At 39.3% G+C, this 16,899-nt stretch carries 19 protein-coding genes; 2 read left to right on the top strand and 17 right to left on the bottom strand.

The genetic code is table 11. The annotated features are described in order from the left end of the window. Nucleotides 1–10: 10 nt before the first annotated feature. The 17 genes from B4F31_RS17275 to B4F31_RS18180 form a co-directional block, all read right to left on the bottom strand. Nucleotides 11–1,384: an MBL fold metallo-hydrolase RNA specificity domain-containing protein gene (locus B4F31_RS17275; RefSeq protein WP_208225796.1), complete on the bottom strand. Its 1,374-nt coding sequence runs from the start codon at nucleotides 1,382–1,384 to the stop codon at nucleotides 11–13. 15 nt (nucleotides 1,385–1,399) lie between these two features. Then, nucleotides 1,400–1,654 (bottom strand): hypothetical protein, encoded by a 255-nt coding sequence (locus B4F31_RS17270; protein WP_286761826.1) that lies wholly within the window; start codon nucleotides 1,652–1,654, stop codon nucleotides 1,400–1,402. 36 nt (nucleotides 1,655–1,690) lie between these two features. Next, nucleotides 1,691–2,533, bottom strand: coding sequence for an ATP cone domain-containing protein (locus tag B4F31_RS17265; protein ID WP_208225794.1), 843 nt, complete (start codon nucleotides 2,531–2,533; stop codon nucleotides 1,691–1,693). Nucleotides 2,534–2,535: 2 nt separating this feature from the next. Beyond that, complete coding sequence (locus B4F31_RS17260) at nucleotides 2,536–3,366, bottom strand: universal stress protein (protein WP_075327068.1); 831 nt, start codon at nucleotides 3,364–3,366, stop codon at nucleotides 2,536–2,538. A 32-nt stretch (nucleotides 3,367–3,398) separates the two neighbouring features. Next, nucleotides 3,399–4,460 carry a class I fructose-bisphosphate aldolase gene (locus B4F31_RS17255; RefSeq protein ID WP_093302924.1) on the bottom strand — a complete coding sequence of 354 codons (1,062 nt, stop codon included), beginning with the start codon at nucleotides 4,458–4,460 and terminating at the stop codon, nucleotides 3,399–3,401. 11 nt (nucleotides 4,461–4,471) lie between these two features. Next, nucleotides 4,472–5,485: a type II glyceraldehyde-3-phosphate dehydrogenase gene (locus tag B4F31_RS17250; protein ID WP_208225793.1), complete on the bottom strand. Its 1,014-nt coding sequence runs from the start codon at nucleotides 5,483–5,485 to the stop codon at nucleotides 4,472–4,474. Continuing rightward, the gene (locus B4F31_RS17245; protein ID WP_286761825.1) at nucleotides 5,485–5,724 is read right to left on the bottom strand and encodes a hypothetical protein; all 240 of its coding nucleotides are present in this window, start codon (nucleotides 5,722–5,724) and stop codon (nucleotides 5,485–5,487) included. Before B4F31_RS17245 ends, B4F31_RS17250 begins: the two co-directional genes overlap by 1 nt. Before the next feature lie 22 nt (nucleotides 5,725–5,746). Continuing rightward, a complete protein-coding gene (locus B4F31_RS17240; RefSeq protein ID WP_286761824.1) occupies nucleotides 5,747–7,102 on the bottom strand; it encodes an APC family permease in 1,356 nt (451 codons plus the stop codon). Between the two features lie 7 nt (nucleotides 7,103–7,109). After that, nucleotides 7,110–8,465 (bottom strand): NAD(P)/FAD-dependent oxidoreductase, encoded by a 1,356-nt coding sequence (locus B4F31_RS17235; RefSeq protein ID WP_208225790.1) that lies wholly within the window; start codon nucleotides 8,463–8,465, stop codon nucleotides 7,110–7,112. Then, nucleotides 8,462–8,923: a universal stress protein gene (locus tag B4F31_RS17230; RefSeq protein ID WP_075327984.1), complete on the bottom strand. Its 462-nt coding sequence runs from the start codon at nucleotides 8,921–8,923 to the stop codon at nucleotides 8,462–8,464. The genes B4F31_RS17235 and B4F31_RS17230 overlap by 4 nt, the downstream gene beginning before the upstream one ends. A 132-nt stretch (nucleotides 8,924–9,055) precedes the next feature. Continuing rightward, complete coding sequence (locus tag B4F31_RS17225) at nucleotides 9,056–9,874, bottom strand: helix-turn-helix domain-containing protein (RefSeq protein ID WP_037314446.1); 819 nt, start codon at nucleotides 9,872–9,874, stop codon at nucleotides 9,056–9,058. Nucleotides 9,875–9,968: 94 nt separating this feature from the next. Next, a complete protein-coding gene (locus B4F31_RS17220) occupies nucleotides 9,969–10,244 on the bottom strand; it encodes a DUF5676 family membrane protein (RefSeq protein WP_027884440.1) in 276 nt (91 codons plus the stop codon). Nucleotides 10,245–10,256: 12 nt separating this feature from the next. After that, nucleotides 10,257–10,481, bottom strand: coding sequence for an SHOCT domain-containing protein (locus tag B4F31_RS17215; RefSeq protein ID WP_027884439.1), 225 nt, complete (start codon nucleotides 10,479–10,481; stop codon nucleotides 10,257–10,259). 22 nt (nucleotides 10,482–10,503) lie between these two features. Next, nucleotides 10,504–10,716, bottom strand: coding sequence for a heavy-metal-associated domain-containing protein (locus tag B4F31_RS17210; RefSeq protein WP_027884438.1), 213 nt, complete (start codon nucleotides 10,714–10,716; stop codon nucleotides 10,504–10,506). Between the two features lie 10 nt (nucleotides 10,717–10,726). Beyond that, nucleotides 10,727–10,954 (bottom strand): hypothetical protein, encoded by a 228-nt coding sequence (locus B4F31_RS17205; protein ID WP_034892122.1) that lies wholly within the window; start codon nucleotides 10,952–10,954, stop codon nucleotides 10,727–10,729. A 182-nt stretch (nucleotides 10,955–11,136) separates the two neighbouring features. Further along, nucleotides 11,137–11,718 (bottom strand): helix-turn-helix domain-containing protein, encoded by a 582-nt coding sequence (locus B4F31_RS17200; RefSeq protein WP_027884436.1) that lies wholly within the window; start codon nucleotides 11,716–11,718, stop codon nucleotides 11,137–11,139. A gap of 176 nt (nucleotides 11,719–11,894) precedes the next feature. Beyond that, nucleotides 11,895–12,311 (bottom strand): HYC_CC_PP family protein, encoded by a 417-nt coding sequence (locus B4F31_RS18180; protein ID WP_027884435.1) that lies wholly within the window; start codon nucleotides 12,309–12,311, stop codon nucleotides 11,895–11,897. A 237-nt stretch (nucleotides 12,312–12,548) separates the two neighbouring features. On the opposite strand from B4F31_RS18180, the gene B4F31_RS17195 reads away from it, so the two are divergent. Beyond that, nucleotides 12,549–12,965 carry an HYC_CC_PP family protein gene (locus B4F31_RS17195; RefSeq protein WP_057481156.1) on the top strand — a complete coding sequence of 139 codons (417 nt, stop codon included), beginning with the start codon at nucleotides 12,549–12,551 and terminating at the stop codon, nucleotides 12,963–12,965. Nucleotides 12,966–13,100: 135 nt separating this feature from the next. After that, nucleotides 13,101–16,883 carry an efflux RND transporter permease subunit gene (locus tag B4F31_RS17190; protein ID WP_093302934.1) on the top strand — a complete coding sequence of 1,261 codons (3,783 nt, stop codon included), beginning with the start codon at nucleotides 13,101–13,103 and terminating at the stop codon, nucleotides 16,881–16,883. The last annotated feature ends 16 nt before the right edge of the window (nucleotides 16,884–16,899 follow it).

Here is a 16,899-nt window from a genome sequence, read left to right as displayed (position 1 = left end):
GATTAACAAATTATACATTTTCTATACTATATAGCTGTGGGATTTCCGAATCCCATTGATAAGTTTCTTTAATTCCTTTCTGCAATGCTTCCGCACTTTCTTTTTCACCGTGTACTATGAAAATGCGCTCTGGCGTATTTTTTATTTTGCCCATCCATTCTATAAGTTCTTTATGGTCTGCGTGTGCCGAAAGCCCTTCAATTTCTGCAACTTCCATATGAAACGGCACCCATTTTCCGTACACTTTCAATTCCTTATCACCTTCCAATAATTTTCTTCCCCGAGTACCTTCGGCCTGATAACCCACAAAGAGCAAAGTGTTGTTTGAATTTTGTGCTTGGGTTTCGAGATAGTTGAGCATTCTTCCGCCAGTAAGCATTCCGCTTCCTGCAATCACAATTTTTGGTTTGTTATCGGTTCGTAATTCCATAGTTTCCCGATAACTGCTTACGACCGTAAAATGTGAACACATTTCATCACATTCATTCTCATCTAGTCTGTGCCAGTCCCTTGTGCGATGAAACAATTCCAATACACTAGCGCCCATTGGGCTGTCCATTATCATTCGTACTTTTGGGATTTTCTTCTCTTTCAATAATTTCCAAAAAATCACCATCATCAGTTGGGCGCGTTCTACCGAAAAACTTGGAATAAAAAGACTTCCACCTCTATTGATAGTGTCATTGACCAATTTTTCAATCTGCGGAAGTGCTTCTACTTCATCTGGATGAAACCTTCCACCATAGGTTGATTCTATAAATAGTACATTGGCTTTTTTCGGTTTTAACGGTGGATATAATAGTAAATCGTTAGTTCTACCAATATCTCCTGAAAACACAAAACGTTTCCCGTATACATCCAACTCAATGTAAGTGGCACCCAGAATGTGCCCGTTGTATTGGAAACGAACTCTGATACCGTCAAACAATGGAATCCATTGTGCTTGTGGAATACCTTTAAAATGCGGAATGGTTTTTTCTACATCCTTCAAATCGTAAAGTGGTTCGGCAGGACTGTGTTTGGAATAGCCTTCTTTGTTGGCACGTTCTGCTTCCTGTTCCTGAATTTTAGCGCTATCGTTCAAGATGATCGTGGCGATGTCTAATGTGGGATTGGTACCATAGATAGGCCCATTGAATCCTTGCTTGACTAATCGAGGCAGATAGCCCGTGTGGTCTAAATGACCGTGGGTAAGCAAGACCATATCAATTTCCGAAACTTTCACTGGCGGATAGTCCCAGTTTTTAAGGCGTAATTCCTTTAGCCCTTGAAAAAGTCCGCAGTCTATGAGTATTTTTATATCTCCTGTATCCACTAAATATTTTGAGCCGGTTACGGTTCCTGCTGCTCCCAAAAAGTGGATGTTTATTTTATTGGTTTTCATCTTTATAGTATTTTTTTAGTGTCCACCACAGCAGGAAGATGTGTTTCCTTTACCTTGGTTAGATTTGCTCAATTCCACTATTTCTTTATATAGATTACGGGAATCCTTTTTGATAAAAAGAGCCAATTTCTTTATGGATTTAGGTTCAAAGTGTACCATTTCCAGTAATATCTCAAGGGCTTCTTCAAGTAGTTTAGAATCATCTTCCAATGCTTGGTAAAATGGCTCTAAATCGATACTGTCCTTTTCTTTCAGTTCATCTGTTTTCATTTCTTCTATTTTTAAATTAAAAATTTAAATAGTGCTTTAATGAATTCTACATAGTTCTCTTGAATCCTCAAGAATCTTTTTGTGTCTTGATTTTGGCACTCCTACTTGTTCTAAAATTTTTGGTGTTTCGTGAAGCTCTTTGCAGAGCACGATTCCTTTCTCCAATAATTTCATTTTCTCGGCTTTGGTCAGCGTTGTTAAAGCAGTTAAGGGGTGCAAGCCGGACTTGTCTATCCTGTTTTTTAAACCATCGCCCCTTGGGTAATCCCAGCTTGTCAATAATAGCCCAACGCATTTACCATATTGTATAGCATCACTTGTAAATCGGGTGTTGGTATATAAACCTCCTTTGTGAATTTTAGCTTCGTGACCTTTTTGGCGCTCCCATTGTTTTTCTACGTCCAAAAATCTTGAATGGATATAAAGGGGCACTTTAACATTGCAAACCCGCCCTTGATCACTATGGTATTTACATTCAATCATATAATGTTCGTTATCCTGTTGGGCTATCACATCTGTTTCGTGCTGCACGCAATTGCCCTGCACAATCACACCCACCTGTGTTACAAACCCCTCGTGCGTTAATAGTTTGCTCACAAACCTTTCAAATGGAAAGCCCGTTGGGCCCAGCTCCATCAAAGCTTTTTTGAGTTTGTACTTTGAAGCACTTACCCTCGATCTTAATTTTAGCATCTTGAAAGCCAATTGATAGATTTTCTTAGTGGTCATTCCTTCTTCAATCTGCTCTTGCACCTCCTGTGCTATATCTTGAATAAGATCCTCATCTGCCTGTGAACGTCGCAGAGAATTGATGAGTTTGTTTATATCAAAAGCTTCGTACTCGCCGGAATATTTTTTTATTAGGACTGGTTTATTCATTGTTATACCTTAATGGTCATTACCGGCAATTCGGAATGATTGGTTACGCCCTCGGCGATACTTTTGGAGAACAGGCTTAAAAAACCTGTACGGCCACTAGTACACATTGCTATTAAATCGGCATCTTTATATTTCAAAAAATTGTTTATACCTGTTTCTACATCAGGTTCATTATATACATTCATTGAAAAGTTATCCAAATCGGGGAATTTCTTCAAGAATTCCTTGATGGGGTCCAAACCCTGTTCTATACTGTTAAAATCAGTTTGGGTATTAACCCTCAATAAATGAAGATGTGCACCGCACTTTTCCGCAATAGAAATAACCTGCTTAAATGCTTCGCTCACATCTTCCAGAAAATCTGAAACAAAAACAATATTATTAAAAGGAAAAGTTACTTTTTCATCCTTAACCACAATTACAGGGACATCGGCTTTTCTTACAATTTTCTCTACATTGCTTCCCAGTAATTCGCGCACTCCACCTCGGGTGCCGCTGCTTCCTGTAACAATAAAGTCGTGGTGAAAATGACCGGAGTGTTTAAGTATATTTGCCTGTCCGCCATCAAACTCAAGGAACGTCCTGCATTCAAGCTCTTGTTGTTCTGCTTTTTTTTCCAGTGCTCTCAAGGAGGCTTTTGCACTTCCTATTTCTTTTACTGTTTCTGGATATCTTTTTTCTTTTTCCTTATCTAGCTCAACCCAGTTTACGGGGGTGTTAATTAAGTGAAAAAAATGAATTTCTGAATTGTAAAGCTTTGCCATTTCAATTCCGAGTTCCTCTGCTTTCTTGCAGTTTTCTGAAAAGTTTGTAGGTACGAGTATGTTTTTCATGATTTATTGGTTTTAAATTGTTTTCGTTATAATTAAGCTATGGTTATACTATCTTCCAGATATACCTGTTGGACGGAGTGCAGTAACTCAATCCCTCTAATAAAAGGCTTTTGAAATGCTTTTCGACCCATAATCAATCCAGAGCCGCCAGCTCTTTTATTGATTAATGCTGTTGTTACCGCTTCGGTCAAATCTGATTCACCTTTAGAGCCACCGCCGGAATTGATCAATCCTATTTTGCCCATATAGCAATTGGCGACTTGTAATCGACAAAGGTCAATGGGATGTTCTGTGGTAAGGGTTTTATACATTTCATCATCATATTTTCCAAACCCAATTTCCTTAAATCCAAAATTGTTTGTAGGTAATTTTTGTTTGATGATATCTGCCTGTATCGTTACGCCGATATGATTAGCTTGTCCGGTAACGTCGGCGGCAGCGTGATAATCTTTCTTTTCGGTTTTAAAATTTTCATTGCGGGTATAGCACCATAAAATGGTAGCCATTCCTAAACTATGGGCTTCTTCAAAAGCTTCGGCTATTTCCTTTAGCTGTCTATTACTTTCTTCAGAACCAAAATAAATGGTGGCACCCACAGCAACGGCTCCCATATTCCAAGCTGATTTTACTTTTCCGAATAGTGTTTGGTCATATTTGTTTGGGTAGGTAAGCAGTTCATTGTGGTTAATCTTCACGATAAACGGAATTTTATGGGCATATTTTCGTGCGTTTAATCCTAAAACCCCAAAGGTGGAAGCCACTCCATTACATCCTGCTTCTATTGCCAATTTTATAATATTCTCCGGGTCAAAATAATCCGGGTTTTTATAGAATGAAAAAGCAGCACTGTGCTCAATACCCTGGTCTACGGGAAGGATGCTCAAATAGCCTGTACCGCCAAGGTTTCCGTGGTTATACAATTGCGAAAGACTTCGCAGTACCTGTGGATTTCTGTTACTTTGAACAAATACCTTATCTATGTTTGCTTTACTGGGGGTTTGCAGTTCATCCTTTGTTATTTTTTCACAAACGTGTTCCAAATAGAAGTCTGCCTTTTCTCCTAAAAGTCCTATTATGTTTTTGCTTATTTTCATCTCGATAGTGTTTAATGGATTCCTAAACTTTCATTTGTTTTGGCGATGGATTTAGCCCCATCTGTTTCAATTCCGGTTAATGCCCTAATAGCATCAATTGTTTCCGGAATTACAATAGCTTGATTATCGACTACATAAGCATAGAAAAGTTCATCGCCATGTACTTTTAGCATATCTTCCCATAGGGCTACTTCGTACATATCGCCCCAAGGCCTTCCCATATCCAAGAACATTTCTTTTATGGTATTGTTGGAAACCAAACCTTGGTCATATTGAATCAATTTGATACGGCTGGACGTTTTAAAAGCATTAAGCACTTCTTCTTTAGAGGCTTGTTTTTTTAACTTCACGTTCCAGTAGTGTAAATGGCTTAAGGTTTGGGGTACCTTTATTGCGGTAGTAATAACATCCAAATCAGGATCTACACTTTTGGCGTCTGGTCCTTGATGGCTCGGAATATCCTTTTCGGGAACCATTGTGTTCATAATCCCGCCTAAATGACTTTCCCAAGGATCTGTAGCTCTTCTCAAGAGTGTCCCTCTGGCATAATCCAATAGATCAGCTTTTTTTAATGCTGTTAAGGTTCTTAAAATAGAGGTGGTGTTGCAGGAAACAACCCTCGTGGCATCTATATTTATAGCCGATTTGTAATTATTTTCGGCACTAAAGGAATGGCCTGTGGTTTCGTGTTTTTCGCCTCCCTGTAAAATAAATTTGATATTTTGTTCTTTATAAATCGCAACATTTTGAACCGCAATTTTTTTAGGGGTACAGTCCACTACAAGGTCTGATTTTTCTAAAAGCTCCTGCATATTGCCTTTTACTGAAATTCCTTCGGACTTCATTTTATCGGCCGCTTCTTGAGTGGCTGCATAAATATCATATTCTTTTCTTACCGCGTTTTGAATGCGCCAGTCGCTAATAACATCACACACGCCTAAAAGTTTCATATCGTCTTGTAGATTGATGGCATCTGCCACTCTTTTTCCAATGACTCCGTATCCTATAACCGCTATACTTTTCATTATTTCTTAACTTTAAGGGTTATCGTTTTTTGGTTATTCTGTAATAGGATTGTCGTTACTATAATCCCTATACTCACTAAGGTCCATAGGATCGCCAGCTTTAGGGTAAAGAGGAAGCCACCGCTTTGAAACAAAGCTTCATCAATGCTCAAAAAGACAAGTACTGGTAGCGGTACCATTGCTATCCCGCTTATCAACTTTTTGTTTTTCATTTTTGTTGTTCTTTTTGTCTGTTCCATAATTTTTAGTATTAAATAGTAATTACATTTTTTCTTTTGCAGGTTTGTTGTCGTCCATCCCCATAGGCATATTTCCTTCACTATCAGTATGGGAAATCATAAAAAGTCGTTCGGCAAGAAGGATGAGTATTATACCGATGGCCGCCACAATTAGCACCAACGGATCGTTCAGGTATTTTATATAGATAAAGGCAGTAAGCACCCCAATATCCAGTATGATAGCGATCAAGGGGATGATTGGTTGAAATTCAACTTCTTTTCTAAGATGTCTGAAAAGCCCCCAATGAATCGCGATATCCATTATGAGGTAAAAAATGGCTCCAATAGAAGCAATTCTTGTTAAATTGAACAGGGCAGTCAGTAAAATGGCAAGTGAAACTGTAAATATGAGCGCCGGATTTTTAAAATTCCCCATCCCTTTTAAGGAAGGCACCTGTTTCATATTACTCAACATCGCCAACAGGCGTGATGATGAAAACACACTGGCAATAACGCCAGATACTGTGGCAATTATAGCAATACCAATAGTAAACCAGGAGCCCCATTCGCCAAAAACAGGTCTTGCTGCGGCCGCAAGGGCATAATCTTTTGCCGCAATAACTTCAGGAATGCTTAAACCTCCGGCAACAGCCAAAGCCAGTGCTACATAGATGAGCGTACAGATAAGAATAGAAATAATAATAGATCGTCCCAGGTTTTTATGTGGGTTTTTAATATCCCCGCCCTGGTTGGTGATAGTAGTAAAGCCTTTGTAAGCGAGGATAGATAAGGCCAAAGCAGCCACAAAGGCGAATCCTTGCGGTAATGTCTCGGTATTTTCGGGAATATAGTTTCCGGTGATATCGGCAAAACCTGAAATTGCTAAGCCGGCAATGGCCAATATTGCTATTCCCACTACCTTTATAATAGCGGTAAATGTTGCGGTGACCCCAATAACCTTATTGCCCAGGATGTTCACTATATAGGCAACAACAATTAGCCCAACACCCAGGGTAGAGGCATAACCTGCATAAGACTCGGGAAATAGCCTAAGTGTATAAGCTCCAAAAGTGCCGGCCACCAGACTTTCGGAAACTACCATAGAGACATACATCAACAATGAAAAAACACCGGTTGTAGTTCCTGGCCCGTAGGATTTACTTAAAAATTTTACGACACCTCCAGAGGAAGGAAAAGCGTTTGAAAACTTTACATAAGAATACGAACTAAAACCTACCACAATAGCTCCCGCAATAAATGCTATTGGAAATAGATCTCCCACTAATTCAGCTATTTGACCCATTAGGACAAATATGCCAGCACCAATCATTACGCCTGTACCAAGGGATATGGAACCTATTAGGGAAAGCTTATCTTTATTCTCTCTGTTATTCTTCATTTTTAAATTATTTTCCCCTGTTTTTAATCGAAGATTTCGGATTAAAATTTCTAATAATCAGTCGGTTGCTCTTTTCATAAGTGAAATAACTAACCGCCCAATTAAAACCAACCATCAATCTATTTCTAAATCCGCTTATGGACATCAAGTGTACTATGGACCATAGTAACCAGGCGAAATAGCCAGCAAACTTCATTTTTCCCAAGTCGGCTACTGCTTTACGTTTTCCTACGGTTGCCAAAGAACCCTTGTCTTTATATTCGAAAGGTTTTGGTGCCTCGTTCTTAATGATTTTTAATAGTGAATCACCCAACCATTTACCTTGCTGAATAGCTGTCTGTGCTACTTGTGGATGCCCTTTTGGTGTATCTTTAGTAATTATAGCCGCTATATCGCCTATGGCAAAAAAGTTTTCGTAACCTTCTACCATTAAAAATGAGCCAGTTTTTATACGGTTGCCCTTGACCACGTGTTTTTCATCAATACCTTTTGGGAATTGTCCTTTTACGCCAGCCGTCCAGATAAGATTTTTAGCCAAAATGGTCTTACCACTTTTGGTAGTGACTTCGTTGCCGTCATAATTGCTTACAGCTTCATTTAATAATACCTTTACATTCAAATCCTCTAAATATTTGAGGGTTTTCGATGATGCCTTGTCTGACATTGTGCCTAACAACTCATCAATGGCTTCTATTAGATAAATATTCATAATGGAAGAAGGGTACTCTGGGTAATCTTTGGGAAGGATGTATTTGCAAAACTCTGCCAAAGCTCCTGCCATTTCTACGCCTGCTGGACCACCACCTACTATTACAAAATTTGTCAGCGCGTCGCGTTCTTTATCATCACAAGTAATAGCTGCCTGTTCCAAATTTTGCAACATCATATGACGGATGTTGAGGGAATCGCGAATATCCTTCATCCCCAAACTATTTTCGGCCACAGAATCCATCCCAAAGAAATTGGTGGTCGTGCCAGTAGCCAACACTAAATAGTCATAAGAAACACTTCCCTTATTGGTCAATATAGTATTTGAATCAGGTTGAATTTCCTCAACTTCAGCCAAACGAAAGAAAACATTTTTATAGCCATTGATTTGTTTTCTGAATGGAAATACAATACTGTCAGGCTCCAGGGCACTCGTTGCCACTTGATATAATAAAGGCTGAAACTGATGGAAGTTATTTTTATCGAGTAAAACCACTTGAACTTCTTTGTGTTTCAGTTTCTCAACCAATGCCAAACCTGCAAATCCTCCACCAACGATAACCACACGAGGTAATTTAGTATCGGGAAGACATATCTCATCTGTTATCTTACAGGTGGATTCCAACGTAATGCTATGTGTTTGCTTTTCTTTCATTTTTTATTTCTATCTCTTGCAATCAGTACTGAACATTTGGCATTTGTGGTTAAATATTGGGATACTGAGCCCAATACTAAGCGAGAAAAAGCACCGTGACCCTGAGAGCCTACTACAATTAAATCTGCACCCCAATTTTCTGCTTTTTCATTAATAGTACTTTTGGGCAGTCCGCTAACAACACTTGTGGTTATGGTAAGTGCCTTGTTTTCGGCCTTGATTTTATCGGAAGCTTCTGAAACGATTTTGTTTCCCAATTTTTGAGCGTTACTTTTAATTTCTTCTATGTAATTTCCTATCTTGCCGCCCATAGTATGCAATCCCAGACCGGTTGTTTTAGGAAGTTCATAAACATTTATAATATGAATTTCACTATTTGAGGATAAAGTCATTTTCTTAAGCTCGTTAATGGCTACTTCACTAAAATCTGAACCATCTATGGCCAATACAATTTTCATTTTTTTCGTCTTTTTAATCTCTGATTTCGGGTTTAATTCCACTAATTCTGTCCGAATTAGATTTACATGTCAAGCCAAAGAATTTAGTAATCGAATCATTTTGGATATTTCATTTCCAACCTCTCTTATAAACTAGTTGTATTGCATAAGCTTAAGCTTTTTGGTTTTTAAATAATCCACTGTTTCTTTTACCGATAGTGGATACGTAGCATTTCCTGTGCGTACATAAAAAGTGGTGTTTCCTTCATCACTCACATAAACCGGTTCGTTGGAAGGTTCGATATCCACCACGCACACATCTTTCTCATCAATACTGTAGAACGAAATATGGTTGCTGAAACAAGCCTCGTGACCCAATTGTGTAGAGATAATCCTGAACACCGCACGTTCATACCCATCCATGTTTTTATGCTTTAGGGTTTTATAATCTTTTTCCAATCCCAGAACATTTCCGTCGTCATCAACACCAATTATAAGTTTTCCACCCTTGGCATTCATAAAGCCCACAATGGTTTTGGCAATGACCAACTCCAGTTCCCGATTGGTTGTTTTACGGTAATAATCATAGCGTATGGAAGATTTGAATTCCACCCGTTCATTTTCACCGGCCTGGATTAATTCTTCAATATCACGAACAAGCAGCCGCTGTTGTGTGCCAATAATTTCATTTTTCTTTTTCAGGTTTATCCAGAATAAACCTGAAACTATCCCCAAGAATCCTCCCAATAAAGTTAAGAGTCCGCCCATGCCCCGCATATTGAAACTGAAAGATTCCAAAAAACGTTCTTCTAAGACTTGCTGAAACAAGGGGAAAGAGAAGGGCGTATCACTGAACTCAAACCAGTAGATTACCATTGTAAAAGGGTGTACCAGGAAATAAAAAATACCTGCCCCAATAAATAAATGAGTCAAAATGATCTTAATATTTTTATAAGTATTACTGTTTATCATTTTTAGCGGTTTATGAATCTTTGATATAATTATGTTCTAAATTCAAGAGGGCCTTATCTAAACTTTCGATTAAACAATCCTATTTAATGCAAAATCATCTGTTTTTTATTTGGGCATTATAAAATGCCGCAATACACGCTCCAATCAACCAGCCTAAAATGAAGCTTTGCACAATACCAAAAAATGCTTCTAATAGTGGCACGTCCATTCTTATAATATTACTGGTGTCCAGACCGTGTAAAAGGCTGTTGAAAAATATAATCGTTCCTTCCTGTCCTGCTGTAGCCATCACGATCATACAGCCCAAATAAATTAAGGATACTGTTAGACCGAGGGCAAAACCGAATTTTTTTACATTTAATCGATACATAATTTATATGTTTTAAGATTGGTTATCTGATTTTAATAATTTTTTGGATTCTTCAAATTCCTCCTTTGAAATTTCGCCCTTGGCAAACCTGTTTTTTAGGATGTCCAATGGTTTTTCTTTTTTTGGTTTTTGGTATGGGATATCAGTTGGGATAAAGAAAATCCAAATGATAAACGCCATCCAAATAATCCACCATATCAGGTGCATACCTCCGAAACTTCCGTCGTGAAAAAACATAATTTTTGATTTTAAGTTACTTTTATAGTTTTTCAATTGTGTAACCCTCAAGGTTGCTGAGTTGTTTTTGTAATTCATCTACTGAAAGCGTTTCCTTCATAGTGATGATTGTAGCTCCTTTTGGTGCCAGAAAAATTTCTGCCTTTTCAATCTTTGGATGTTCTTCCAATGTCTTTTTGACCCTGCTAATGCAGCCGCCGCAACTAATACCATTAATTTGAAATTTTCGTTTCATAACATAAATTTTAGTGATGTTGTCCTTCTTTTTTTTTATCCTTCTTTTTTAAGTTCTCATTGGACAATCCGTGCGTATGGCTCCCGTGCCGCATGGGCATTAACAAGTGTACTGCGAACATTATTATAATAAATGCAAAAAGCCAGGTGCCACCACCAATTCCAATAGATGGTGCTAAAAAGATGAGTAAAAGCGGCAGTCCACAACCGAGGACCATCCATAACCAGTGATTTTTCATTGTTTTTTATTTTAATTAATGTTTATTCCTCGCCTTTTTAAGACCTGAACTGGCTTATGTTGTAATTGGGGGATTATCAACACAAGCCTTAGGGAGTTCGGGCTTTAGGGTTTTTAATATTATAATTAACACGAAAGCTATCTGTTTTTATGCTACTTCATCTGCATAACTTTCGTTGTTATTTATATAATTTCATCATAGAAATTTCGTTTCCATTTTTCTGTGTTTTTATAGTCGCTCATACTCATTCCCACAATCTCTTTAAACTGTCTTGATAAATGGTTAATGCTACTATAATCCAGCATATATGCCACATCTGAAAAAGAATATTGTTTTAATTGAATAAGTTCTTTTACTTTTTCAATTTTCAGTTTTATAAAGTATTTTTCAATGGTGGTGTTTTCATTTTTAGAAAACAGCCTGCTCAGTATTTTATAATCCCTGTTGAGCGTAGAAGACAAATGTTCTGAAGTATTTGTTTTCAAATGAAGTGGTAACTGAGTAAGCAGTTGGATTAGAATGATTTTTACTTTTTCAACCAGCATTTCCCCTTCACTTTGTACTATTTCAAAATCATTGGAATGAAGTACTTTGGTAACTTTATACGTAACCTCCGTGTTGGTGTTTTTTGAAGATTCAACCAATAGTTTACCTAATTCCAAAGAGAGTACGGTTATTCCCATCTCTTCCAGTTCTTGCGTTATTACTTTTAGACAACGGCTACATACCATATTCTTTATCCAGAATTCTCTCTGTAAATCCATAGTATTAATTATTTATTCTTAGAATGGTATTTATTCTAATAGATTATAAATTTCTGTTTTTCAAATAGTTGAAAGTGTGGTATGCTCAGGATAGAGCGCACCAGTTGTTAGCCTTTGCGTAGTACAGGCCAACATATAAGGTAGGTTGTTTGAAAAAGAACCTACTTAGGATGAAATCAAATTAAATATACCTCGTGGAGTACTTGAAAATCTTTCGGTATGAGGGGTGGGTCATAATCCCTAAAAGGGATTATATTTTGTTCCAACCCTTCGAATAGATTTACGTAAGTGTAAAAAAATGTGTGTAGGAAAATCAGTTTATGATTTTCCATCTCAAATGAAGCTTTTTGAAAGTTATCGCCACTTTCTTTAACTATAGATTTATTAGCACAGCAACCTTTTTTTTCGAACGAACATTTTTTTGAAGGATTGGTCTGAGCCTTCACCGCATTATCACAAACCTGAGCTTTATTTAAAACCGCCATATCCACGAGTTTATCACAGCAGAAATGCATATTCACAGTAAAAGACGATGAAGCAAACATTACTGCAAGTACCAATGAAACAGCTATTATTTTATTAAAGCTTTGCATAATACGAATATAAAAAAAATTAACAAATGTTAACTAATTTTTAATAATGAATTTTTTAGGACTTATTTTTGCCGAACATACTGCAAAAAAGAAAATAAAAATATGATATTTATCATATTTTTAGAAGTTTGATTCTTTTATTTTTGTCGAAAATAGTATAGGAAGTAAAAGTTTAACATAACGAAAAGAATTATTAATGTTTTTATATTTCGTTGTTTTATATATATTTGCAATCTTATGAAATCGTTTTTCCATAAAATATTATCTGTAGCCTTGGCGAGTTTGGTATTTGTTACCACTATGTCGTTTACTGTAAATATGCATTATTGTGGAGATTCATTGGTTGATTTTGCTTTATTTCATAATGCTCAAACCTGTGGTATGGAAAATCAATCATCCCAAAAAAGTTGTGAAGCAGGTTTTTCGGAAAAATCTTGCTGTTCAGATGCACAAATAGTGAATGACGGTCAAGATGATTTAAAAACATCTTACACCAATTTAAGCTTTGAGCATCAAGCCTTTGTTGCTACTTTCTTTTATACTTATATTAATCTTTTTGATGGACTGGATAAGAACATTGTTCCATTTAGAGATTATACACCTCCTTATCTTGTAAGGAACGTACAAAAACTACACGAAACTTATTTAATTTGATTTTAAACAGTTTCCGATAATTATCGGAAAGATTTGCTCTATGGTTACTTCCATCTTGGGCTTACTTTGTTGTGTTTAATTTTCTGATATTATCAGAAAGTTATTCAATGTATAACTGTTTAATTATCAATAAAGATGCTAAATAAAGGCATAAAATTTCTTATAGAAAACAAACTAGTAGCAATTATCCTCCTAGTCCTTTTTGTAGGCTGGGGCGTGGTAAATGCCCCTTTTAATTGGGAAACCGGTTTAATTCCGCGCGATCCCGTGGCGGTAGATGCCATCCCCGATATTGGCGAGAATCAACAAATTGTCTTTACCAAATGGGAGGGGAAATCCCCCCAGGATATAGAAGACCAGATTACCTATCCCCTTACTACTTCGCTCCTGGGAATTCCCGGTGTGAAAACCATCCGGAGTTCCTCTATGTTTGGGTTTTCCAGTATTTATATCATTTTTGAAGAGGATATTGAGTTCTACTGGAGCCGTAGCCGGATTTTGGAAAAACTCAATTCCCTGCCGGCAAACCTGCTTCCCGAAGGTGTAAACCCTGCCCTGGGTCCCGATGCTACCGGGCTGGGCCAGGTTTTTTGGTACACCTTAGAAGGACGTGACAAAGATGGCAATGTTACCGGGGGCTGGGATTTGCACGAACTGCGAAGCATTCAGGATTATTATGTGAAATATGGACTTTCCGGTGCCAGCGGGGTTTCCGAAGTTGCATCCATAGGTGGCTATGTGCAGGAATATCAGGTAGATGTGGATCCCGAACTGATGCGTCAATACGATATTTCCCTGGCACAGGTGGTAAAGGCCGTAAAGGAAACCAACCGTGATATTGGTGCACAAACCTTGGAAATAAATCAGGCCGAATATTTGGTACGTGGGCTGGGCTACGTTCAGGAAATAGAAGATATTGAAAATGCCGTGGTAACTTCAGAAGAATTTACCAGTATCAAAATAAGCGACATTGCCAAAGTAAACCTGGGTCCGGAAACCCGCCGTGGTATCCTGGACAAAGAAGGTGCCGAGGTGGTTGGCGGAGTGGTTGTGGCTCGTTATGGCGCAAATCCGCTGGAAGTAATCAATAATGTAAAGGATAAAATAAATGAACTTAGCCCCGGCCTGCCCACCAAGGTGCTGGAAGATGGTCGCGAGTCGCAGGTAACTATTGTTCCATTTTACGATCGTACGCAACTGATTCAGGAAACCCTGGGCACGCTTAATGAAGCCCTTACATTGGAAATCCTGATTACGGTACTCGTAATTATCGTTATGGTTTTTAACCTACGGGCCTCCATCCTCATTTCCGGTTTATTGCCAGTAGCGGTTTTAATGGTCTTTATCTCGATGAAGTTCTTTAATGTCGATGCCAATATCGTGGCCCTTTCCGGTATTGCCATTGCTATTGGGACCATGGTGGATGTGGGCGTGATCTTATCTGAAAATATCATCCGGCATCTCGATCAGGACAAAGAACGGAAATATTTGACCACGAATGAAATCGTGTACAATGCCACTGCCGAGGTTTCCGGGGCAATTATGACGGCCGTGCTTACCACCATTATCAGTTTCCTTCCCGTCTTTACTATGGTGGGGGCAGAGGGGAAACTGTTCCGCCCACTGGCATTTACCAAGACCATGGCACTGGTGGCTTCCCTAGTGGTTGCGCTTTTCCTTATTCCGCCATTTGCCGCATCTTTCTTTAAGAAACGGACCCGGCGTACTTCCGCGGGCTGGGTAATACAGGGGATTCTGATAATTGCAGGGCTTACCGCTATTGTTTTTGGATATTTCATCGGTATTGTCCTAATTGCTTTTGGCGTAACCGGAATACTGCTTCTTAAAAAGAAAATTAGTTCCAAAAGATCAAATGTTATCAATATAGCTATTTCGGCTTTCGCCATAGTGCTACTTTTAGCCGAGTATTGGCGTCCGTTGGGTCTGGAAAAAAGTGTTTTCTGGAATTTTATTGTGGTAGGGATTATATCCTTTGGTTTGCTGGGTGTTTTTGCCCTGTTCCAAAAATTTTATACCCGCATCCTCAATTGGGCCTTGCGCAATAAGTTGTTGTTCTTGTCGGTGCCCACCGTTTTGGTTATTCTCGGTTTTATGATTATGCGCAACATTGGGCAGGAATTTATGCCCTCACTCAATGAAGGCTCCTTCTTGTTGATGCCCACTTCGCTGCCCCATGCAGGTGTAGAGGAGAACAAGCGGGTCTTGCAGCAGCTGGATATGGCCGTGGCCGCTATCCCGGAAATTGAGACGGTAGTGGGCAAGGCAGGTCGTACAGAGTCGGCCCTGGACCCTGCACCTATATCCATGTATGAAAATACAATCCAATACAAACCTGAATATATGCTGAATGAACACGGCGAACGCCAGCGCTACCAGGTAAATGAAGACGGTTTATTTATGTTAAAAAATGGCAAATTGGCAATAAACCCAAGTTTAGAGGTGGACGAAGATGCAGCTGGCAGTTATAATGACAGCGAAATCGTGGAATTCCACCGCGTAAAAAACAAACAGCTCATTCCAGATGATGACGGGGAATATTACCGTAACTGGCGCCCCGAAATAGAGTCGCCAGATGATATCTGGAACGAGATCACCGCCGCCACCAAGCTGCCGGGGGTAACCTCGGCGCCCAAGCTCCAGCCCATCGAGACACGGCTGGTAATGCTTCAAACGGGGATGCGCGCACCTATGGGAATCAAAGTGCAGGGGCAAAACCTTCGACAAATAGAAGATTTTGGACTCCAACTGGAAGACCTGTTAAAGCAAGTGGAAGGTGTAAAAGACGAAGCCGTTTTTGCCGACCGTATTGTTGGAAAACCTTACCTGCTTCTTGATATCAAGCGTGAACGTTTGGCTCGTTATGGTATTAGCATAGAAGAAGTTCAGCAACTTTTGGAGGTTGCTGTGGGAGGAAAACGCCTAAGTCAAACGGTTGAAGGACGCGAACGCTACGGTGTACGCGTGCGCTACCCAAGGGAATTGCGGGACAGCCCGGAAGATATGGGCAATATCTATGTTCCGGTTGAGGGCGGCTCGCCCGTGCCGTTAGATGAGTTGGTAGATATCCGTTACGAGCAGGGGCCGCAGATTATAAAAAGTGAAGATACCTTCCTTATTGGCTATGTGCTTTTTGATAAACAGGATGGTTTTGCTGAAGTGGATGTAGTAGAAAATGCCCAGGCCCTTATTCAGGATAAAATCGATAACGGGGAGCTCAGGGTGCCCAAAGGTCTCAGCTATAAATTCACGGGGACTTACGAAAACCAGATTCGCGCTGAAAAAACGCTGAGTGTTGTGGTGCCACTGGCACTGATGATTATCTTTTTGATCCTGTACTTTCAGTTTCAAAAAGTTTCTACCTCGCTTATGATCTTTAGTGGGATCCTCGTGGCTTTTTCTGGCGGGTTTATCCTTATTTGGCTCTATGGCCAGGGTTGGTTCCTGAATTTCGACTTTTTTGGCGAAAACCTTCGGCATATGTTTCAGATAAAAACCATAAACCTGAGTGTGGCGGTATGGGTAGGCTTTATCGCCCTCTTTGGTATCGCTACTGATGATGGCGTGGTAATGGGTACCTACCTTACCCAAACTTTTGACCGGAACGAGCCCAAGAGCCGAAAGGAAATCCGTAAATCGGTGGTGGAAGCAGGGTCCAAGCGTGTTCGCCCCGCCTTGATGACCACGGCTACAACAATCCTGGCACTCCTGCCCGTACTGACGTCTTCGGGGCGTGGCAGCGATATTATGATCCCTATGGCCATCCCCGCGGTTGGAGGTATGTCTATAGCATTAATCACATTGTTTGTAGTGCCGGTGTTATTTAGTTGGAGAAAAGAAGCCGGCATAAAAACCCTGGAGACGGCGAATAATGACAAGAGAATTGAAAATAGAAAATAGAAGAAAGCCTTTTACT

The organism is Salegentibacter sp. UBA1130 (genome assembly GCF_002311535.1).
GTDB lineage: Bacteria > Bacteroidota > Bacteroidia > Flavobacteriales > Flavobacteriaceae > Salegentibacter > Salegentibacter agarivorans.
The sequence above is the reverse complement of the archived record's forward strand: the minus strand, read 5'-3'. Positions and strand labels throughout refer to the sequence as shown.